Annotated in this window: 15 protein-coding genes; all 15 read right to left on the reverse strand. The window is 48.1% G+C overall.

All coding sequences use genetic code 11. The features are described from left to right. Positions 1–33: 33 nt before the first annotated feature. The 15 genes from SCB77_RS05350 to SCB77_RS05420 all read right to left on the reverse strand — a co-directional run bounded on the left by SCB77_RS05350 (position 34) and on the right by SCB77_RS05420 (position 23,276). Positions 34–651, reverse strand: a complete 618-nt coding sequence (locus SCB77_RS05350) for a hypothetical protein (RefSeq protein ID WP_320185401.1) — start codon at positions 649–651, stop codon at positions 34–36. 3 nt (positions 652–654) lie between these two features. Then, on the reverse strand, positions 655–1,902 hold the full coding sequence (locus SCB77_RS05355; protein ID WP_320185402.1) for an LVIVD repeat-containing protein: 1,248 nt from the start codon (positions 1,900–1,902) through the stop codon (positions 655–657). Between the two features lie 97 nt (positions 1,903–1,999). Continuing rightward, entirely contained in the window at positions 2,000–4,153 is a 2,154-nt protein-coding gene (locus tag SCB77_RS05360) for a prolyl oligopeptidase family serine peptidase (protein WP_320185403.1), read from the reverse strand. Between the two features lies 1 nt (position 4,154). Then, a complete protein-coding gene (locus SCB77_RS05365; RefSeq protein WP_320185404.1) occupies positions 4,155–6,350 on the reverse strand; it encodes a redoxin domain-containing protein in 2,196 nt (731 codons plus the stop codon). Positions 6,351–6,362: 12 nt separating this feature from the next. Next, positions 6,363–7,826 carry a RagB/SusD family nutrient uptake outer membrane protein gene (locus tag SCB77_RS05370; RefSeq protein ID WP_320185405.1) on the reverse strand — a complete coding sequence of 488 codons (1,464 nt, stop codon included), beginning with the start codon at positions 7,824–7,826 and terminating at the stop codon, positions 6,363–6,365. 12 nt (positions 7,827–7,838) lie between these two features. Then, positions 7,839–11,045 carry a SusC/RagA family TonB-linked outer membrane protein gene (locus SCB77_RS05375; RefSeq protein ID WP_320185406.1) on the reverse strand — a complete coding sequence of 1,069 codons (3,207 nt, stop codon included), beginning with the start codon at positions 11,043–11,045 and terminating at the stop codon, positions 7,839–7,841. Positions 11,046–11,435: 390 nt separating this feature from the next. Then, positions 11,436–14,027, reverse strand: a complete 2,592-nt coding sequence (locus SCB77_RS05380) for a TonB-dependent receptor (protein ID WP_320185407.1) — start codon at positions 14,025–14,027, stop codon at positions 11,436–11,438. A 347-nt stretch (positions 14,028–14,374) separates the two neighbouring features. Then, positions 14,375–15,655, reverse strand: coding sequence for a TolC family protein (locus SCB77_RS05385; protein WP_320185408.1), 1,281 nt, complete (start codon positions 15,653–15,655; stop codon positions 14,375–14,377). A 2-nt stretch (positions 15,656–15,657) separates the two neighbouring features. After that, on the reverse strand, positions 15,658–16,791 hold the full coding sequence (locus SCB77_RS05390; protein WP_320185409.1) for an ABC transporter permease: 1,134 nt from the start codon (positions 16,789–16,791) through the stop codon (positions 15,658–15,660). 1 nt (position 16,792) lies between these two features. Next, positions 16,793–17,749, reverse strand: a complete 957-nt coding sequence (locus SCB77_RS05395; RefSeq protein WP_320185410.1) for an HlyD family secretion protein — start codon at positions 17,747–17,749, stop codon at positions 16,793–16,795. Next, entirely contained in the window at positions 17,730–18,431 is a 702-nt protein-coding gene (locus tag SCB77_RS05400; protein ID WP_320185411.1) for an ABC transporter ATP-binding protein, read from the reverse strand. Before SCB77_RS05400 ends, SCB77_RS05395 begins: the two co-directional genes overlap by 20 nt. Positions 18,432–18,533: 102 nt before the next feature. Beyond that, a complete protein-coding gene (locus tag SCB77_RS05405) occupies positions 18,534–18,794 on the reverse strand; it encodes a P-loop NTPase family protein (protein ID WP_320185412.1) in 261 nt (86 codons plus the stop codon). Next, positions 18,791–19,417, reverse strand: a complete 627-nt coding sequence (locus SCB77_RS05410; RefSeq protein ID WP_320185413.1) for a MutS-related protein — start codon at positions 19,415–19,417, stop codon at positions 18,791–18,793. Before SCB77_RS05410 ends, SCB77_RS05405 begins: the two co-directional genes overlap by 4 nt. After that, positions 19,375–19,881 (reverse strand): hypothetical protein, encoded by a 507-nt coding sequence (locus SCB77_RS05415; protein WP_320185414.1) that lies wholly within the window; start codon positions 19,879–19,881, stop codon positions 19,375–19,377. Before SCB77_RS05415 ends, SCB77_RS05410 begins: the two co-directional genes overlap by 43 nt. Positions 19,882–20,075: 194 nt before the next feature. Then, a complete protein-coding gene (locus SCB77_RS05420) occupies positions 20,076–23,276 on the reverse strand; it encodes a glycoside hydrolase family 2 TIM barrel-domain containing protein (RefSeq protein WP_320185415.1) in 3,201 nt (1,066 codons plus the stop codon). Positions 23,277–23,287: the final 11 nt, after the last annotated feature.

Consider the following 23,287-nt stretch of genomic DNA (forward strand, 5'->3'; position numbering starts at 1 on the left):
TGGTATGGCGAAATATGGTTAACGCTCACTCCCCTAAAAGCCAAAGCCCAGCATCAGTGTTACGCGATGCAGGTCATAACTGTTCTTTTCTTGATTAAAATCAGCTATCCAGTCTACCGTAGCTGGATCACGGAGGTTGAAATTTGGATCAAAGTTGCTGTAGTTCGTGACACCGAAGCGTTGGTAGAGATAGCCCCCGGTGATGGTCCAATAAAATTTATGTGACGGTTTTTTCACCTTCAGTCCGATTTGTGGGTTAATGACAGCTCCGCCATGGTAGGAGGACCAACGTGGGGCCGCTTTGCGCTCTTTGTTGAGCGAGGCCAAGGCATACCCGACATCAAGATCGGCAAAAAACGCAGCTTTACGCATGGGGTTGAGCACATACCTGTTCTTTACCGTAAGCGGCATGGTCCAGATGGTATTTTTTCCTTCTACAGGAAATCGGTTTACACAAATATTGACACCCAGTGTGTAGGCATCACTAAGCTGCGCACCGTGAAAGGTGCGCGCTGCAAAGCCAACCTCTAAAGGTATGGGGCCGTAGCTGACAAGACCCACCTCCTGCTGATTACGGTATGAAATCTGCTGTGCGTGGAGCAGCTGCTGTACGACGACGACCGTCAGCAGCACCAAGAAGATTCTTTTCATCGCTTAATTGCTTTTCGCTAGTTGAATCTTGCTTAAGAACTTGAGCTGTGCCTTATCCGTATAATCGTACTGGCTCACCCCGTTTTCCCCAATGACGATAAGCGATTTGGGAGCGACGATCACGTCTGTGCTGACCAAATTTCCCAAGTTTTCCAACACATTATTGGCGACATTATGAACATCGGAAACCCTAAAACTCTTGAAACCAAAGGCTCCCTCGCAAAGGTAGAGCACATCATCTGCCAAACTTAAACCATGCGGGTTTTTCATGGGATATGATTTTACCAACCGCGGGTTAGCCAGATCTTTGATATCCACCACTTCCAATACATTTTGCGCACCACCACAGGCCACACCGGTGCGCAGTGTTACGAAAGCATAATCGTCGTTCACGACCACCGGATCGCAGGCACGCATGTGTTGGTAATGGGAAACCCGTGCAGGCTCGCCCGGCGTGGTCACATCATAAATAAACATGCCCGTATTCGAACCGATAAACAAATGGTCTTTATAAGGAAAAATCGTCTCTATGCCCCAGCCCAGTTCAATATCTTTAACATAGGCAGGCTTACGTTTATCGCTTACCTGAAAAAGATGCAACTTGTAATGATCCACGGCGTAAAGATGCTCCTTGGACAGCGTAAACCGAGCCATAGAGCCCCCCTGCCCATAGTTACCACCCGCATTGGCATTATCATAAACCAAATACTCTTTTTGGATGTACGGCTTGTAAATATCTTCATCTTTGGAGCTGATGAGGGTATCCCGGTATCCGGAAACGACCATCATCTCGTCGGAACTCGCATTGGTGTAATCACGCTGATATAACGAAACAAAAACGTCTTCATTTCTGTTGACCAAGGTCGGTTTTGCGGGATCGGACAGATCGAAGGTCAACAGATCAACATAGCTATCTACATACAGCATCCCCGCATTGATGGCCATATCTACATTTCCGGGCACCTTAAGGTATGTCACGGCAACAGGATTTTTAGGATCGGTATTATTGTAGATATGCACCCCTTTCATCGGTTCGTTGATAAAGAGGTAATCTCCATAGACATATATCTTACCGGTAGATTCCAAGGGCTGGGGCAGCACCACCATCTGGTCGCCACTAAGCCGCAAGGCAGACATCGATTCAAATTTGGGTAGTCGTACTTGATAGCTGCGTTCTGTAGTGACCTTATCGCAGCCATAAAACAGGAGCGTTGCCAGCAAAAGCAGCGAGATTTTCTTCAATAATTTCATAATTTAATAGCGTTTATTCCTAAAACGGATATACCGTCAAAACGCTACATACCAAACCTTTATTTTCTCAAAAAAATCAACGAACCATGATAAATGATCACCTCTTGCGGTAACGATCAAAGAATTCATAGGTACGCAGCAGCTGATCAATGCGCTGCGCCGCATCGCCAGATCGTGTGATTTCATGATCGGCACCCGGATGCCGCACATATTCCACCGGTCGCTCTAGCACCTTCAACTGTTTATAAAGAAAGTCACTTTGCACAGGCCCAGTTCTATTATCCTGCTCGCCATGAAAGATGAGCAAGGGCGTTTTGATCTGTTGCACATAGGTGGTAGGCGATTGCTTATGCAGCAGTTCGGCCATCCCCTCTTCCCAAGGAAATCCGCCAAAATAGCGTTTCAGCATGGGCCATACGTTGCCGCTTCCAAAAAACACATACAAATCATAGACCCCTCGTTGGCTAGACGCGGCGCGAAAGCGTTGGTCGTGCGCCAGGAGCCAAGTGGTAAGATATGCACCATAGGAGCCTCCCGTGACATATAGCTGCGTGCTGTCTATCCAGCCGGTTGCTACACTGCGATCTACCGCCTCCAGCACATCCCGCGCAGGGCCAGCCCCCCAGTCTTTGAAATTGGCCTTTAAAAATGCTTCCCCATATCCGCTGGATCCACGTGGGTTGCTAAAGAGCACGGCATAACCGCGCGATCGAAAGTATTGGTATTCATGCCACATACTCGCATCGGCGGGGCCAAACATGGAGGCAGGGCCACCATGGATCTCGACCAGCAATGGGTACTGTTTACCTGCTTCATAGCCGGCAGGCTTTAAAAGCCAATAGTCGACCTCCAAGCCCAGCTCATTGCGTAAGGTATGTTTTTCGGGTATGCCCACATCTCGGCCGGATAGCCAAGACGCATGCAGGTCGGTTAACGCTTTCTCTTTTTGAAAATCTAGGTTGCCCACATACAGTTCAGCGGGATTGCTGAAAGTCGTCTTGCTAAAAATTGTTTTTCCTGCGCCAACCCAATAATCGCCAATACCGACATCCTCGGATGTTAGTTCGGTGGCTTTTGCGGATCGAATCCCAAAGCGATATACTGCTCGCCCGCCATGGCTTGCAGCGATAAAATAGAGGAATTTTCCATCGGGCGCAAACTGCACTTGACTAAGCGCCCTATCAAACACGATGGGCTGCGCCTGCCATTGTTTACTGTCATAAAGGATCAATTCTCCTATGGTTAAGGAGTTTTGTTTTCCTTTCGAAACGGCGATATATTGCCCTGATGGGGATACGGCTGCTACTTGATAGCGGTGTATGCCATCCCCTACTAGACGTCGTGTTTCATTGGTAGACCGATCCCATAGGAAAATATTGGTTGACGACACCCGATCGGGATGGGCCGTGCTGTCACTTTCTACGGTAAAGAGCAGTTTCTGTTCCGTGAGAAATTCGGCGCCCGAATAGGTTCGAAATCCTTTGCTGACGGCAACTGGCTTTTGCCCTTTAGCAAGATCCAGCAAATACCAATGGGTAAAACGCAACTCGCCCGTTGTGGAGTTTTCCGTTTGAAACTGTAGCTTATTGGTGAGCATGGCGATACCCTTTTCTTCATTTCGCAAAAGATAGGCCCTTACTTCGTCGCGGTTGCCATCGGCATTGGGCTTCGCCGTATTTCGGCGCAAGGAGGTCCGCGCATCGTCTCCCGGTTTTTCTACAGACCAATCGGGCAACAATCCTTCCGGATTGAACGTGCTGTCGGCCAACAACTCGCGAAGGGTGAAGGTCTGCGACAACAACACTTTTGATCCATCCGGACTAAAGCGAACCTGTCCTAAGCCTTTTGCCAAATCGGTCACCTGCACCGCGGCTGTCCCGTCATCTGGGTAGGTAAACAATTGGTTCTGCTTTTTATCGTCTTTTCCTACCGTCCATCGGCGTCCGTCCGCGCCATACAGTACCTGACTGATCTGCCTTTTCTCGTCGATACGCTCGGCGGGCTTATCAGAAAGGAGGCTCTTTACAAACCAAGTTGTCTTGTACCGATACCCGCCTTGCTTACTGGTATCGGCGGCTACTGCGCGAACAGCGTAGGCAAGCTCCTCCCCGTTTGGTTTCACGTGCACACTGCTGATTTGCTGAATCCGCGTGAGATCCGTCACTTGAATGAGGCTATCCCCTTTTTGGGCATAAGCCGAAAAGCTGGCCAGCGTTCCTAAAAAAAGTATGTGGATAAAGTTTATCTTCATATCAATCTATCGTATCGCTTTCGTTAAGTTTCTCGATCAAGTGTTTTGCCGACAAATTGGCTTTCTGTGTTATGAATTGCCGATCGGTATCATCCCCAATTTCATAAACAAGCGATTCTGCCTGGTAGTTTTTATAAAAATAGCTATAAGCCGTATATGTTGGACCCTCGAAATAGAGCGGCTTGACCAAGGGCTCATAGCCCGGGATTACCTCTTTTAAGCTGGAAATCCAGTTAGGTACAAACTGTGCGATGCGCGTGGGCAAGTTGGGATCAATGGTATAGAAAATATCGCTGCCCGTAGAATGAAAGTCGATAGCAAAGTAGAGCTCGCGCCCCTTATCCTTGACTTCTTTCGCAATATAATCGCGGATAGCACGACTCTCTGGTTGCTTAAAGGCATCCCAATCACGATTGAGATCGACGCCATTTGCATTCGTCCGCCAATGACCGAGGTCAACACCATCAGGGTTGGCCACCGGAATAAAATAGATGTAATAATCATCCCGAAAAGCTTTCGCATCGGCGGCATCGCTCAGCAAATATTCCACAAAACTGGCGTAAGCATAATGTCCGGTGATCTCGGGTGGATGTTGCCGCCCCATTACCAGCAAGCGCTTCTTGCTGGCCGCATTTCCAGCGCCATATACATACAGCGGTTTTCCCAGTGCCGTTTTACCGGCCTCCTCCTTCCGTAAGGGCACCTGTTTATTTACCTGCTCGATCCACGTGTACACGGCATGGGTAGGAATATTGGGCTGCGCAGACAGCCAGGTTTTTCCTTTGGAAACCGGCAGGCTAAACCGCGCCGATTTTGCACCATCCTCTTCCACAAGCTGCACGGATGCTAGGCCCTGCCAGTTTATTCCATCTGAACTAACTTTCGGATTATACCGATGTCTAAATCCGCTAGCATAGTCCAGCTGTATCTGTACCAGCGTATCTTTATTGGACCATACCTGAAAACCATACCAAGGACTTTGGTTTATCGGTGTTTTCTCTGGTGTCACCAAGACATGGTATACACCATCGCTTGTTTTCTGAACGGCATTTAGCCGTGCACCATCATAGTCGTTGGTGAAAAACACGCGATTGTCGGGAGAAAACGTTCCCTTTTCCTGCTTTTCAATGGCTTGGGATTCGGTAGACACGTAAGCGATGGGATCTTGTCCTTTAAAATCTTTCTTTAAGCCAGCAGCAACGCTTCTGTTGCTGTTTAAAAGACTATCCAAGACCTGCCCCAAACGTTCACCGCGCAGGTTTTTAGCGACTATTGTTCCTTGTTTGTCTACAAGAAAATTGGCCGGTATCGCCCGGACGGCATAATCTGCCGCAATTTCGCTATCCCAATATTTCAATTCGGAAACATGTGTCCAGGTCAGGTTGTCATCTTTGATTCCCTTTAACCAAGCCTCCTTGTTCTTGTCTAAAGAAACGGCGTAGATTGCGAAACCTTGATCCTTGTATTTGGCATAATTGGCAACAATATTGGGATTCTCCCGCCGACAAGGAGGACACCATGATGCCCAAAAATCAATCAGGGTGTATTTCCCCAGATGATTGTACAGCGCCTGTACGTTGCCTTCGGCATCTTGCGCTTCTATAGCCGGCGCTTTTTTGCCGATAGCGACCTTTCTTGTCACGGCGATAATCTCGCGCAGCGCTTTACTGTAGCGCGACTGTTGCTGCGCCTCGGAGAGAAGCGCCAAATTGGCTTCTAGCTGCTCGGGCGAAAGCCTGTAGGACCATTCCCGATAGAGCAGATAGCTGGACACGATCGAGCTTGGATGCGCCTGAATAAACTCCTTAATTGCAGGTTTATCTTGACTTTTGTAGGCCTGATACAGTTCTTGGCTGGGCGAACCCTCCACCTTTGTTCCTTTATTTTTATTGTCCAGATCAAAATCAACCTTATTGTTTCCTTCATCTAAGAAAACATAGTATGGAATTTCATCTTTACTGCTCGACAATCCGTAGAGATCCGGTAACGTTTGCTTGCCTGAAAAGGAAAATTTTCCTTTTTTCACCTTCGCCGAATCAATAACGGTGAATATTTTGTTTTCAAAGCGATGCAAGTAGATGTATTCCGTTTTTCCCGTCAGTATACGTCCCTCCAGGGACAATGTTTGCTCTTGCGCTTTTAGAAGTCCGACACCTGCCAGTAATAGCAGGAAGCTTCCGGTTACAGTTCTTTTCATAGCTAATCGTCGTTAATTAAATAATTTATTGGTGGCCAGCTCGGTATTGGGTGCAGGAAAGATATAGTTCTGTGCGGTAATGGCAACGCTGGGTGTTTGAATATTGGCATCTCCTTTGGCAGGTAGCGCCTGCACATGGCGTAGCAAGTCGTGGCCACGAAAACCTTCGCCAAGCAGCTCTATCCGACGCTCCGTGGCCAATGCAGATAGCAGCCCTGGCCGCGTGGACAGTGCAGCTTCCGCAAAGGAATAAGCGGCATCGGAACGGGCATGAACGGCTTTCAACAAATTGGCTGACAACAACAGCTGATCTTGCTGCGCGGCAGCCTCTGCATAGTTCAACAGCACTTCCGCATAGCGCACAACAGGGATATAGTCTACATAGGGTGAAGCCTTTGCATATTTTTTCAAATATTGCTTACCCGAGTTGGTAAAAAGCAGGTTTCTTCTGCTATCGCTAGTCGACCATTGGCTACTTGCCAAAATACCTGTGGGATTAAGGTAGTACTCCTTATTGACATTAAAAATATAGCCCAGTGCCGACTGTCCCGAGAGCGCGTCGGTAGCCGTCATCGGCATGCTAAAAATCGATTCATTGCTGCTGTAGTTCGTTCCGAAAATCGTTTGTATATCGGCTTGCAGCTCGTGGGCCACCCCCTGTTGTGCCTTGAACGGTGCCGCCGTTTGTGGCACCAGCTTTTTAGCCTCCTCGATCACCTTTGCGTAGTTGTTCAACGTTAAATACACGCGCGTCTTTAAGGCCCTCGCTGTATTTTTGTGCGCCCGCGTGGTATTCAGCAGTGCGGTGCTGTAGCTTGCTGGCAAACCCAGCTCGGCGGCATCTAGGTCACTGATAATCTGCGCATAGACCTCCGCGACAGTACTGCGCGCTAGATCGTTGTTGTTTGCATCCAGCTCGGCCTTCAAGCGAAGCGGCAAGCCGGGCGACGCTCCCTGGTCTTTGTTGTAGGGTTGGGAAAAAACAGTTACCAAGCTAAAGTAAGAGAGTGCGCGGAGTAGTTTAGCTTCGGCGATATAGGCCTGTGCCTGCTCCTCGGAAATCACGCTGCTCCCTGCCGATAGGCCTTCGATCAAGATGTTGGCCCTGTTGATTGTCGCATACGCTGCCGACCACAGGTTGTTGATATCGTTGGATCCCGAGCTGTAGGAGTTATTCCAACTTTCGTAGGCCGTATAGCTGTTGGCCGTTACGTTGATAAAATCTTCACCACGCACATCTTGGTAGAGTAAATAGCGGCCGCCATATAAGCTGGCGGATTTCAAACTTTTGTAGATTCCGTTCACCACGCCCTCTATACGGGCAGGTGTGTCGAAAACATTTTCGCCCGAAATAGAAGTCGTAGGTACGGGATATAGGCCGTTGTCGCTCTTACATCCTTGCGCTGTCAAGGCAAGGAGCAGTATACCCAAAATAGATTGGGTTATCTTTTTGTTGCTGTTATATAGAAATCTCATGGTTTACAGTAATTAGAATGAAACATTAAGACCCGCGCTCCAGGTGCGCCCTTGACCGATAGAATTCTTTTCGATACCGATGGATGTATTCGAATTTCCATTAGACGATGACTCTGGATCGGCACCGGAATAGTTGGTAAAGAGAAATAGATTAGATGCCTGTCCATACACACGGATACTGGACAGACCGATGTTGCTCAATAGATTACCTCGGAAGGTGTAGCCCAGTGTCAGCTGCTGCAGACGCAAAAAGTCGGCTTTCTCCGCGTTTTGGTCAATTGAGAAACCTGATGATCCGTTGGAAATAACATCGTTGTAGACCAAGCGCGGCACATCCGTCACCTGCCCTGCAGCTGTCCAACGGTTCAATGCTTCGGTGGAGTTATTGTAGAAACGTTGGTCGAGCAAAGTTCCTCGTGTACCATTCATTACATTGTTGCCACCCGCAAAGGTGAAGTTGACCACCGCATCGAAGCCTTTGTATTGGAAACTGTTGTTAAATCCGCCATACCATGTCGGCAATGCTGTTCCGAGCAGCTGATAATCGGACACGGTGATCGCGGCAGCTGTTGTTCCATCGAGGTAGGTCCAGTTGCTTTGCCCGGAAGGCACGGATGCGCTATATTGCACACGTTCGCCATCGCGATTGATGAAGATACGTTGGCCGTTTTCGGGATTAACACCATCTGTTACGGCTCCGTAAAGGCTGCCAACGGCATGGCCTACACGCGTCACATTATTGGCTTCTGTAGTGGTATGCGTGTAACCAATGATATCCGCATTTCCATCGGCCAGAGCCGTCACTTCATTCTTTATCTTGGTGATATTAAAAGAAGCGTTCCAGGTGAAATGTTGTTTCTGCAGCACATTTCCACTGAGCGCCAATTCAAGCCCTTGGTTGTACATACTGCCGATATTCTTGAAGATACTGTTGCCGGGAATACCTTTTGAGGGCGATTGCGGTGCACTGAGGATAAGTCCATTTACGTTGTTCTTGAAGTAGTCTACATCGACATGCAGACGGCTGTTGATCAGGTCGAAGCTTAGCCCCAAGTTTGTTTGCTGGGAAGTTTCCCAGCGCAATTCCCGGTTGCCCGCCTGCTCAATGCCCCAAGTGGGCACCGTGCCATACAGAGAAGAGCTATACAGCGTAAGCGATTCATAGGCCGACAAGTTTCCGTTGCCGACCTTACCCCAGCTACCGCGGAGACGGAGATCACCTAAGGCAGACGCTAAGTTGCTATTTTTATAAAAACCTTCCTCAAAAACGGACCATCCCAACGAGACACCGCCAAAGTCGCCATATTTATGTCCTGCACTCAGGGCCGAGTTGCCGTCGCGTCTAAAATTGCCGGTCAGGAAATAGCGTTTTCCATAATTGTAGGTGGCACGAAAAAATGTAGAACGGTAGAAGCGTTCGCTTACGCTACCTCCTGCACCGGAAATGGTGGTCCAACTGCCCTGAAAGTTCTCGAAAAATGGATCGGCGGCATTATTCTGGGAAGCGTTCCAAATATCGTTATCATATTTTTGGATGTCGTAGCCCAAGAGCAGCGACAGTTCATGCTTTTGCGCAAAGGTTTGATCAAATGTCAAGCTGTTGGTGAAGTTCCAGTTGTTACGCAATGCGCTGCTGTTGCTGACAGAGCCGCCATTGGTATAACCAGAGGATCCCAAATTAGGACTTAGATAGGTCTTTGTGGTCGAAAGGTTCCGGTCCAGGGCATAGGTGCTATTAAATTTTAAGTTCTTTAACAGTTGTACGCTGGCGTGGATATTACCGAGAATATGGTCATTGCCGGTGGTATATTGGCTATAGGCAAAGAGCGCTTCCGGATTGTAGAGCGTATTGGTAAAAAGATTGGCACCAGAGCCCAACAAGCCGGTGCTGCTCAAGTTATAGCTACCATCTTCGTTATAGGCTGATACATTGGGCGGCAAAACCAAGGCTAGGCGCGCACCGCCGATCAGCAACAGTTGGCTGCTCGGCAGGGAGCCGGAGTTTTTAGCGTCGTTGAAGGTGTTGTTATAGTTCAAGTTGCTTCCTACGGAAAGCCAATCGTTCACCTTGTGTTCTATATTGAACCGCAATCCCTTTCTATCGAAGGCGTTCTTAGCAAAAAAACCTTCTTGGTCGCTAAAGTTACCCGAGAGGTAGTATTGTGTGGATGCGTTCGCGCCACTGATAGATAGGCTATGGTTATGGCTGTAGCCGGTATGGTATACGTGGTCGTACCAGTTGGTTTCCACCAAAGCGCCATCAGCATCATACTGCGGAAAAAACAAGGCGCGCGCCACGGCATCATTGTTTTCATTGCCACTCAATATTTTGGCATTCAGCACCGCTTCATTTTTTATTGCTATATATTGCTCGGCGTTAAGCAGTTCGGGCAATCGCGTGGCGGTAACAGCCGAACCCCATACATCGTAGCTGACTTTCGCGCGCCCCTGTTTGCCCTTCTTTGTCGTAACGAGCAACACGCCACCTGCGGCACGCGAGCCGTAGATCGATGTCGATGCCGCATCTTTGAGCACATCGATGGATTCGATATCCGAGGGGTTGATATCTGCCAGCGGATTGTTAGCCACATTGGATGAACCGATATTGCCTGTATTTACGGGAATCCCGTCAATAACCACCAAGGGGTAGGAACTTAACGAAATAGAATTCAATCCGCGGATGCGGATGACGGGAGGATTATTTAATAAGCCATTCGGCAAAGAGATACTTACGCCGGCAGCCTTACCGGCCAGCGATTGGTCAAAGCTTTGCACGGGCGCATCCTTAATTGCTGCACTGCCGATGCTGGACGCGGCGCCCGTAAAATCACGACGCTTCTGCGTGCCATAGCCCACCACCAGCACCTCTTCCAAGGCGTTATCGTCGGCAAACAAACGTACCGTATCGCCCTGCACGCGAATATCTGCGAGTTGTTCTTTGTAGCCAATGGAGGTAACCACCACCCGCGCGGGTAAGGTTTGTCCGGTTACAAAAGAAAAGTTACCCCGCCGATCGGTGCTGACGGCGTGTGTGACGCCGAATAGTTTCACGGTAGCTCCTTCAATGGGCAAGCCGCTGCCTCCATCGACAACGACACCTCCAAAGGAGGCATTAACAATGGTTTTGGGCGTTTCTTGTGCCTTGCTGTTTGCTGGCCAGTCGAGCAGTGCCACTAATAGGACACAGGTACTGTACCTGAATAGTATTTTTTTATTCATGGGTTGTAGGTTGGGTTGAGGAAAAACAATAGAGAGCACATCCACGAGCTGTGGTGACGCCATGAGTTCATAGTCGGGGGAAACCGAAATCTCCCCCTTCTATTTTTCGAGAGAGAAGATCTTAGCTACACATTCGGCAGCGAGATGCTGCCACCTGTAGAGATTTGATTGTACTGTTGTTGAAGATGTCTTTTTGCGTAGAGTAATTTTTCTTCATGTTGTTTCTATAAATAGTGAACCTGTAAATCGTTGCCAACGCCAATTGATTAACGACTAAACAAATATACAGATAGTTTTTATAAAGTCTACTAGTTTTATAGATTTTTTTAAATAAAAAAATCCGTTGGCCAAAACTGTACCAACGGATCTAACAAAAGAGAGAGAAAATCTTTATTTCAGGTTGTACCGTAAGGTTACACCATACGTTCTTGGGTCGCCGATAACGCCTGCATACTGCCCATAACTTCCGGGTGCGGCAAGCAGCTGTTCGTAATAATCGGTATTGGCGATGTTACGCCCCCATATAAGTACCGAAAGACCATTCGATGCTCTAAACCCTACCCGTGCATTTAGCAGGCTATACCCATCAATATTGAGATATGCCGATGGTGAAGGGCTCGATGAGAACGTCGATCGGTAGAACACATCAGCTCCGAGAAAGTAGCTACCTGTTAGAGCAAGCAATTTTCCTTTGCGCGTGACCTCCGCGCCAAAAGAGCCTGCCCACTTGGAGATACCGGGCAATTCGCCTCCAGAAACATCTTTAAAAGCCTCCGGTCCGCCCACTTCCTCCAAAGGTACCGGCGCATTGGTGAAGCGCACGTATTTTCCGTCCGTGTAGGCAAATGCGCCATTCAACAGCAATGCATTGAACAAACGGATGCTACCATCCAACTCCAATCCTCGCACACGAACCTTCTCGGCATTCGCCAAGTAGCCCCGGTTTACTCCCGGATCCGGCGTTTGTACCAAGGTTTGGTAGTCTTTGATATCGGTTTGGTAGATCGTCAGATTCAAGATCGCATTGCGTGTAGGTATTGTTTTAACGCCAAACTCTTTATGATGCACCGCTTCTGGTTTTACACGAGCCAAATCCAATAGCACCTCGCCATTGGCCGTAGGAAGCCCCCCTACGTTAATACCGATAGGCTTGTAGCTCACGGAATAAGTAGCGAATGTATTCAAGCGAGGGGTAAATTTATACTGCGCAGATAGCTGACCAGACCAGTTGCCGGCCGAGGCATCGGTATCGAAAGATTGATCGGTATAGATGCCATTTTTCAAGGCTTGCAATGCCGGATCGGAGGTTTCCAAACCGCCATAACGTTGACGATCATAGTTTGCTACTTTCTTATCATAGTTGTAACGTAATCCTGGAAGGATATGCAATTTATCGGTGACAGCCCAGTCAACTTGCGAATAGGCCGCTAAACTGGTAGACTTGATGCCGTAGGTGGTACGGATACCGTAATTGTCGAAGAGGCCGGGTGTTTGCCATAGCGCGCTGGTAGAGCTTTGTGCGAAACGCCATAAAGCAGATCCCGCTTCTTCGGTATGTACCGGATCTGTCCCTAGATCTTGCCATAAACCGTATAAGCCCACTACACCGCTCACTTTTTCACTTATCTTCCCAGAGTACCTAAATTCCTGCGACCATTGATCGTGGACGGAGTTTCCGGCGGAGACGGTGAAAACAGGTAGTCCCAAGTAATCCCGATCATTCAAGGGAACCCAATCCCAATAGCGCCAAGCAGAAGTAGAGGTCAAGGTACCATTACCAATCTTGATATCGGCGTTCACCGATATGCCACCCAATTCATTGTCAGCTTTGGATTGCGTATCAAGATCCACTTTACGTTCGAAGGCGCTCGTGTAGGGGACGGTATAGTTCAGGTCTGCAATAATATTGTTGAACTGGCGATAATCGGCGCGTTGTGTTTGCACCACGCCTGCAATACCCCAACCGTAGCCATCTGGCCGCTGTTTGGAAATATCACCGGCAACGACGATCTTAATATCTTCTGTAGGCGTATAAAGCAACTGTCCGCGAAAACCCAAATTGTTGATGTTATTGATATCCCTGTTTGTATGCACATTATACAAGGTACCGTTGCGTTGCGTTCCGGAGAACGAAACCCGAGCGGCCAGTTTTTTCGAGATCGGTCCGGTGAGGGATGTTTTAGCCTGTATGAATCCATAGTTACCATAGCTCAGCTCAAAGTTGGCTTCAGGGCTAAACTGTGGCAGGCGCGTCGTAATGTTGAATGCGCCGGCGGTTGTATTTTTTCCGAAAAGCGTTCCCTGCGGGCCACGTAAAACCTCAATCTGCTCAATGTCGATAAAGTCGAGCCAGGTTGCTGCCGGACGAGCGATATAAACGCCATCCAAGTAAAATCCAACACCGGGATCAATACCATCGTTCGTTAAACCATAGGTAGATCCCAAGCCGCGAATATTTAAGGTGGTGTTACGCGCATTCGAGGTATACAACTGTACGGTGGGTACCAATTCCTTCAGTCGGTTGACATTAAATGCCCCGGCATCTTCCACAGCTGTGCCACGAATCAACGATACCGGAATAGGGATATCCTGCAATTGTTCCCGACGTCGTCTAGAGGTAACCACCACCTCACTCAGGTTCTCGGTAATAGGTTTCAATTCGATTACGGTTGGAGAGGAAGAAACCACTACTGTTTTCTTTTCATAGCCTACGTAAGACAAAATAACCGTGAAGGGCAACTTTTGTCCAGTGACAAATTGAAAACGACCATCACGGTTGGTTCGCACACTGTGCGTCACCGCTTCGAGCTGTACAGTAACGCCCTCAATAGGTTCGCGTGTGTCGGAATCGACCACTGTACCTTCCAAGGACGCATTAATAATCGGTTTCGTTTCTACCTGTGCTTGCAGAGGCGCAATGCCCACCGTAAACAGGAGAGCGAAGACCATGTACGTATACCAACGCACGTTTTTTCTTTTCATAAATACAATTGTTAATAGTTTTTCAAGCTTTGTTACCAACGCCAATTGGAACATATAGGGGCAAATATAAAAATTGTTACAAATAAAGTCTACTAATTTTATAGATTTTTTTTGTTAACTGTTTTTTTATCCCTATACTTGTACTATCATAAAAGAACATAAGGTTTATAATTGGTTAGTAAAAGGTTCCATTCTCCCCGTCTGGAACCTTTTTTTATGTATGCAAGCCAACAAGATATGATGTCAGAAGATGATTTTCCAACCGTGGTGTTTTCCTGAAAAATAAAAGTAGTATGCGGGAGCCGATGGAGGCATCAGGGGTGAAAAAGCGCTACCGCAATGCGGCGTTAATCGGCAGCGGTCTGTAAGAGCAAATCTATCCAATCGTACTGTGCTTGCCAATGCGCCTGCTGCGCAGCGATGTATGCACTATTTGCGGCGTTATAGTTTACCAATAGCGATCGTCCGGCTTCATAAGCTGCCCAAAGCACTTCTTTCTTCTGCAGGGCGAGGTCTTCGATTGCTTTCAAGCTTTCCATTTTTTTGATGGCAGCTTTTTTCTGCTGTTCCCTTTTTTGCGTTGCCACCTGATCATGTCCTGCGCGCTCTTGCCATTCCTCTTCCCGCAATTGTTGACGCCAAGAAGCCTGCTGCAGAGCCGATCGCTGCAGCACATAGGCAGACAGCGGAATGCGCAATGACAGATTTGCATAACTATTACCATACCAAGAGTCCATGTGCAACAAGCGCAGATCATTGTCAAAGTACTGCGCGCCAAGATAACTGTTGAAACTCAGCGTTGGGAGGATTTGTCGCTTCGTCTGTTCCGTTTGCAGGCGAGCTATCTTGACCTCCAACGCGGCCATATCAACGGCATAATCATGTCCATGATAGCTATCGAGATAAGACATGATATCCGGGATATCGGAACTTAAGGTAAGTATCGTATCGATTTCGGCATATTTTTGCAACTCTATGTTGGCGGCAGCCAATACCGTCCAGGCCTCGGCACGCTGTATTTTCTTGCGCTCCATTTCCTGTTGCGCATCCAAATAGTTGATTTCCGACTCGCGACCCGCCTGCCAGCGATCTCGGCTGATTTGTAAGATTTCGGCGTAGGCCGTGGAATCTTGCAGTGCCATTGCATATTGCTTCGTAGCTAGCACGATGGCTGCATAAGCCAAGGTAGCATCCCTTTCCCAACTTTGCTTGGCCTGTTTTTCATTGATCTCCACTTTCTCTGCCGCTAAGTTCGTCTCGTCCTTTCGTCCTCTTCGCGCAGGATCAAAAAGCGTCCATTCCAGCTGAATGCCCGCTTTAGAGGACCAGCGTGTAGCAAAGCGCAAGGGAATATAGGTACCGGCAGGCGCCGATGGATCGAAGGCGATAGCAGGAACTGGAGTTGTTGGGATGATCAGATTACGCTGCAGATTAAGGTCACCGTAAACCACGGGCAACTTATCGAGCTTATCGAATGTACGCTCGACCTGCTGTATATGTTGACGCAGCTGTGCCTGCCGCTGTGTGCTGCTCGTGGGAAAGCTAGCCCATAGCTGTTCAATGCTCAGGGACTGCGCCTGTGTAAACAGGGGTAAAAAAAGCAAAATATAGCGTAGCGTTCGTTTCATTTTTAAAATACAGAAGCCGGCTCAAGTTTCCCGATTTTGCGTACCGCAAAAAGGGATCCCCCAACCGAAATAAACAAAGTTACGACGAGTAGCATCGCAGCAAAGGGTATCGAAATATCGATCAACAAACCATTTTTAGCAACGCCCAATTTAAATCCAAAAAGTAACAATAGGGCAATCGCATAGCCCAAACAACCGTACAAAAATGCTTGCGTGATGATCAAGCGCTTCACGTATCCTTTCCGAGCTCCAATAGCCTTCAATGTGCCATAATCCTTGATGCGATCCAGTGCCGAAGAGTACAACGTCAGCCCGATAATAAAGAAACCGCTGAGCATCGCAAACAACACTAGGGTACCAAAGCTCATTCCCATATTCGAGGTGATTAGGATTTCCCGAACGGAAGAACGTTGTAGCTCCTTGGCATCCCAAGCCTTTAGATGGGGATACAGGCTATCGATATGCTGTATAAACTGTTCCTTGTTGCTGGCAGCATCCAGATCAGCGATGATCAAGCTGACTTCTGATGCCGGAATATTACCCAAATGGCACACATTTTCCAAGGTGCCATACATGAGGCTCGCGCCAAACGCCTGCGCATTACGGGTTACCAAATTGATGGTAGCACGCTTACCATTGATTTCGATGGCTTTCCCCTTGACCACATCGGTATCCCAATTTTTCGCACTGAAAAACTCGGCCGATACCGCTGCTGGCGCGAGTAGGTCTAAGCGCGTGCCATCCATTAACTTTTGATCGATAGGTCCCATCACAAAAGCGGGGCCATCGCTGCCTACCAACGTGACGGCAGCAGTCTTCCCATCTAAGAAGGTTGCACGAGCAGCGGCGATCACAACGGGATGCGTCGACCTAACCACCGGTAAACTAGCAATTTCCTGCAGCAAGCGTTGGTCGATCGCGTTGATTGCATTGATATTTTTGCTCTGCGCTTCCATAATCCACACTTGATTTTCCTTGACCGGAGCATTTCCGATCAAATTGCCCATCAAGCCCATTAAATAAGCCAGCAGACTTAATTGCTGCCCGATTAAAAACACGCTGATCACCATCGCCGTGACGACACCTATACTTTTAGCTCGATCAAAGCGAATAAACTTCCAGGCGAGATTGATCATGTTAGTTAACGTTTATCTGGCAATCGATCTTCGCATTGATCAACAAGTTTCCAACTTGATCCGGCATTATCTTGATCCGTCGCACACGACGATCATCGGCTTCATTTGCCGTTTCGTAGAGCATGGACTTGTTTACTAAGGTAGGTCCTACATAGGTAATGTGCGCCTTGCCCAATAACGTTTTACTCCCAATACTGTAAAGGGAAACCTCCTGCCCCACCTTAACCCTATCCACAAAGAGTTCGTCCACCTCGGCATCGATCTCTAGGGAATCGGTATCGGCGATACGTGCCAACTCACTATTTGATGCGACCACTTGACCGACCTTAGCCAGTAGCTCCACCACGATTCCCTTGTTTGCGGCACGTACCAGCAGATCCGCACGCTCCTGCTGCGCTTTACGAACGCTTACCCCCTGCTCTTCCTCCACAGCACGTTCGGCAAGTATCTGCTGTTGCAGGCTCAGGCGCACTTGTTCCTGCTCCTGCCAAGCCAAATAGTCGGCATCTACTTTTTCCTTTGTCTCTGCCTTCTTGCTATACAACTCTTTCGAGGTGATGTACTGTTGCCACAGAAAAGCCAGCTTGACTTCCGCTTGTTTCAAGCCACTTACGGCGTTCTTATGCTGTACTTGCAATCGCTGCAGTTGAGCTTCCGCCATATCCACATCGAAAGGCACCTCGCTCGCTGCCAAACGAAGCAGCACCTGCCCTTTTTCCACCCTATCGCCCTCCGCCACCGCGATGTCGACGACCGTGCCCGATTTGGCGCTGGCCAATAAAGTCCAGCCACCACGCGGCACAACTTTCCCTACCGCTGCCACGGTATTTACCGTTTGCAACAGTTCTTCCTTAGATGCCGGCTCCTTTTGCTTTTCTGTGCCGCCTGAACAGGCCCCCAGCAAGACAAGTGCCCATAGGAAAAACAGCGACCTATAGTTATTTATAATATGCTTCATCTGTAATCGTATTGGAAACCAAACCCTCTTCGACGTAGATCGTACGATCGGCAAATTTACGCAAGCGCAGGTCGTGCGTGACAACAATAACGGCCTTTCCACTTTTTGCCAACAGTTTAAGCTCTTCCATAATCATCGCAGCACTTTTGGCATCCAATGAGGCGGTAGGCTCGTCGCAGAGCAACACGGCAGGATTAGTCACCAAGGCTCGCGCGATGGCAACGCGTTGTTTTTGTCCACCGCTGAGTTTCTTAGGCAAGCTTTTAGCACGATCCATTAAGCCCAGCTCCTGAAGTGCCTTGCCTGCAGCCTCGCGCGCCGACTTCGAATCTTTCCCCTGCAACAAAAGTGGCTGCATTACATTTTCGAGTGCCGTAAGTGGTTCGATGAGGTTGAACTGTTGAAAAACAAAACCTATTTCGTGCAGACGTAGATCGGCCAATTGGTTCTCTCGCAGATTGGTCAACATCTTGCCGCCGTAAAAAACTTTGCCTGCCGTGGGATAAATAACGAATCCTAAAATGGATAACAAGGTTGTCTTGCCACTGCCCGAAGGCCCCATGATAAGGGTCAACTCCCCTTTACGGAAAGCAATGTTGGTGGGTCTTAGGGCATGGATGCTGGTATCAGCTACCTGATAGACCTTTTCAACAGCTTCTAAACGAATAATTTCTTCCGACATGTGGGTGCGACCTGTACAATACTCCTGTGCACTAAATTAAGCAACAATTCCGCGAAGACAAAGTTTATTCCGTAAAACAGCTTATAATTTGATTTGCTGAATCTAGGACTGGGTCGTGCCAGACTTTATAGCGCGGAAGCTCTCGAACACCGCTTCCCGCTTCAATATCCACATGCCCAGCTTATCCGTCGCAATGCCATCCACCAGTGTGTAGGTAAAGGAGACTCCATGATCTCCATCCACTTTGGTATCCAGATATTTGAGCGCCACACGTTCGTTGTCTTTCACCGATGTACCCAAATCGGTGATGTGGGTCGATAGGATAAAGAGGCTCTTATCAATACCGCTGATATGATCGATCAACTGCGCAGTCGCCTCATAGGCATCTTGATAATTGGTTCCTTTAAAATTTCATCCAACATGATCACCATCGGTCCATGTGCGGCAATATGTTCAGCCATGATCTTCAAGCGATGCACTTCTGCGAAAAAATGGCTGTATCCTGCGCTAAGGCTATCTGCCAAGTTTATACTCGTCATCATACCCTTAAAAAGTACCGTTTCCATAGACGATGCCGGCACGGGAAAGCCCGTATGAGCCAAATGTACACAGCACGCAGTGCTCTTCAACAAGGTTGACTTTCCTGTCATATTAGCGCCCGTCAGGAACCAGATGTTTTGCACCGCATCAATGTGCACGTCATTTTTCACGGGCTTTTCCAGCGCTAAATTGTACATCCCTTTGATGCTTAAAAGCGTGCTTTCACCGTGCTCGCCGTGCATGTGCGGAAAGCACAGATTACCTTTATTCCACATCTTCGCAACGGCATAGAGGGCGTCTAACATATACAACATCTTAAACAGCTCTTGCAAGACGCTCTTTTTAGGACTTCGGAAAAGCTGATCATACTTTAAAACGAGGCGTAACGGATTTTTGCGCTTTATCAGTTGCCGCAGCTCCTGCTCGTCGAGGTCGTTCCAAAACACAGCGAACTGTTGCTTGTTAAAATGCCAATACGCTGCTTGGACTGTATGGATTGCGTAAACAAATCGTGCATAGCAATCAATAGCATGGCTATTTCCTTCACCGACTGGCGAATGAACAATCTTTCCTTTTTGTAGTGTAATGCAAGGAAATTAGAAGAGAGCTTATCGACGAAATAGATCAATACGCTCTCGGAATAATACTTCTTGGGCAGCTGGAGATAGCGTTCCAAATCGACAATCATGTATTTATCGAAGAGCTTATCAAGCTGCAAGGTAGCCAAATAGGCAATGGCTTCCTGCCGATCGACAATCGCATCTTCGTCAGAGAGGGGGCGTAGCAAACAGCCATAGAGCTCATCGCGCCCTCCTATAGTTAAGGTATGGTCGAAAAAGCGCAATAAACTATTGGAATTCCAGTCTAAGGCGTTGATATCGGTCAGTGTCTGTTGATCTGTTTTAAACATCGGCAAGCAATAGCCTAAATATAAGAAATGATCTAGGCAAAGCGTCAACCATTAACATATTTTAAGGACTGAAGCCCTTGCGGGATAAAAAAAATCGCTGATGGTTGACTTACTAGTCATCCCATCAGCGATTCTTTCCTTATACGAGCTGCTGTCGGGCATCGCAGCTCGACCGCTTTGTTTGTTATAGCGCGCTAAAAAGTTGGTCGCACGCTAAAGGAAAAGCGATAATCTTGGTAAGGCAATAGATATGCACGCATCGGCCAAGCGCCCCAGCTATTGATCCCGCCTACGCCCATCTGCTTCCAGTCGATGTTCAACTGTGTTTGTGGTCTCTTCTTCAGGTCGGCGGCATGTCTTTGTGCACGTTTTTCGCCATCATCCAAATCCGAGTCGAAGAAATGCAGGGCGCTAGCGCTGAATAAAGAGTCGGCGGTGACGGTAATACCTCGACCCTTTTTGTCGGTGAGCTTCCAAAAGCGTATATCCGTCTTATTACCCGTTTCTTGCGGCATGACATAGGGAAAATATTGCTCGTCCACCGTTTGCTTATAATGTCCAACGTGGGCGCTGAAATTACGATCTTGGTAATTTTCCTGAGGTCCGCGACCATAGTACTCGACGTTTTCAAAGCCTTTTGGGAAAATCCATTGCATACCGAAGCGTGGCAATACCTCTACCTTTTGTGTTGTATCGGCCACAAATGTTTGCTTCACGGTCATCTCTCCCAAGCTATTTACCCAATAGTCCATCGTTAAGGTTCCGAAAACTTCCGGTAGCGCATGGCGTACCGTAATATGGGCCAGCTTTCCTTCAAGATTAGCCTCAAAGGATTCCACCTTGCTCTGTTGGGTAGCGGTTTTCCAAGCTTTCAACTTATCCGGTGTATTTGCGCCAAAGTCATTATCATTTGGTGCACGCCAAAAATTAGCTTTAAAATTGCTGCCCTCATCGATCAAATCAACAGCTCGGTATTGATATTTTTTTAGCCAGCCATGTTTTTTATCGAAAACCAACAGTAAGTCTTTTCCTTTTACGGATACGATATCGCCAGTTTGCTCTACATTGATGGTTGCTGCTTCGGCTACGCGGCTGGGCTGCGTAGCATTGTAGGTGCCTCCTAATGATAGCTGCTCGGTCGCTACAATATGTTTTGCCGGAATGAGGGGCTCCGCCGATTTTAAGCGATAGGTCAAGTTAAGAAACAGCTCGCCTTTGGCCGGTTTTTCTTTCAAGCCCAAGGCAACATGTTTTGTTTCTTGCGGCTTAACGACGATTTGTTCAAGGCTTCCCTTTTGTATGGTTTTGCCATCCAACACAAGCTCCCACAGCAGTTCCACATTACGGAGATCGGTAAAGAACTTCTCGTTGTAAATAGCAATCGAGTCACGCCCGATAAGGGTACTGTGCACATCCTGATACACCTTTTTCATTTCCCAAGCGTGCGGATATGGCGTTCTGTTTGCGTAGAAGATACCTTTGGAAGCGTAATTCCATCCGGTGATGGCTTCTTTCGGTTCGTAATCTCCGCCATAGGTATACACCGTATCACCTGCAGCATTGACCCGCTGAAAGCATTGATCTACAAAATCCCAGATATAGCCGCCCTGAAAATGATCTTTATGGGCACGAATGATATCCCAGTAATCTTTGAAATTCCCAAGGGAATTTCCCATGGCATGTGCGTATTCGCATTGGATGAAGGGACGCACAGGCTGCGGGTTACGTTTGGCGTAGCTTTCCATGGCGGCCGGACTTGCATACATGGGAACGATCATATCGGTATTCCAGTCAAAACGCATCTCCCCATAGTTTACCACAGCTCGCTCATACTGCACCGGCCTAGTGGTGTCGCGCGCCTTCATCGCTAAGTATGCCCTATAAAAATTATATCCATTACCGGCCTCGTTGCCCATACTCCAGGTGATGATGGAGGCGTGGTTTTTATCGCGATCCATCATACGCTCCACACGTGATACATGTGCTTTCTCCCAAGTTGGTCGATTGGCCATGGTGTACGATAGATCGTAGCCCATTCCATGCGATTCGATATTTGCCTCATCGATAACGTACAAGCCATATTCGTCACACAGATCCAACCATTCCTCCGTATTGGGATAGTGGCTGCTGCGTACTGAATTGATGTTGAATTGTTTCATCAACTGTATATCCTTCAACATGGCTTCTCGCGAGATCACATGTCCGGTTTTCGGATCCGTTTCGTGCCTATTGACACCTTTAATCAATATCGGTTGGCCATTCACTAAAAACTGACCGTTCTTAATTTCTACCTTTCGGAAACCTACGCGCTGTGGAATTACCTCCAGCACCTTTCCATCCGCACTTTTTAAGGTTGTAATGACCTGATATAAATGCGGTGTCTCCGCGGTCCATAGAAGTGGATTCTCTACCGGCATCGCTGTCGATAGCTGCTGGGCACCGACTGCAATATCAAGCGTCTTTTGGGCTACGGGCTTACCATCTTGAAGCAAGGTAATATCAGCTTTCAGCACTTGTTTCGCCGGCGCATTAAGCTGCAGTTTGCTGACCACGTTACCATCACGAAAACTGCTATCGAGCTGTGCGGAGAAATCGAGATCGTATAGATGTGTTGCTTCGCGAGCCAGCAGGTAACAGTCGCGCGTAATGCCGCTCAGTCGCCACATATCCTGATCTTCCAAATAATTGGCGACGCCCCAGCGCATCACCTTCAGTACGATAAGATTTTTGCCTTTCGACAGAAAAGGCGTAATATCAAATTCGGAAGGCAACTTGCTATCTTCACCATAGCCTACATATTTGCCATTTACCCAAACAGAAAGATTGGACTTGGCGGCACCGATATGTAGATAAACCTGCTTACCATCCCAAGCATCGGTTATGTCAACCGTGCGTCTGTAGACCGCTGTCGGATTGAAACGCATCGGAACCAAGGGAGGGTTGGCACGACCAATTAGGTAGGTAAACTCAAAACCCGATGTGGTGTACATCGGGAAGCCATAGCCATTCAATTCCCAATTGGCAGGTACGGGAAACATAGGCCACTGGCTGTCGTCGTGCGTCAATGCTTCAAAATTAGCAGGTAGATCTTTGGGTGCTTCCACCCATTTAAATTTCCAATCGCCATTCAAGCTCAAGTAATTGCGCGACTTTTTCCAGTCTGCGTGATCGGCCAAGGCTTTGCTCTCATACACGAAGTAGCTGGCGTGCATGGGAAGACGGTTTTCTTCTACAATGGTTTCATCGAGCCAAGGCACACCTTTTCTTTCGACTTCAGGCTCTTGCTGCAGTGCGCGTCCCTTTCCAGAAAGGGTAACACTGGATTGCCCAACAAGACTTTGGGCAGCAAACAGACAGAGGGCAAGTGCAACATTAATTTTAGCGGAACGTTTCATGAACAATGTAT

It is taken from the genome of Sphingobacterium bambusae (assembly GCF_033955345.1).
GTDB lineage: Bacteria > Bacteroidota > Bacteroidia > Sphingobacteriales > Sphingobacteriaceae > Sphingobacterium > Sphingobacterium bambusae.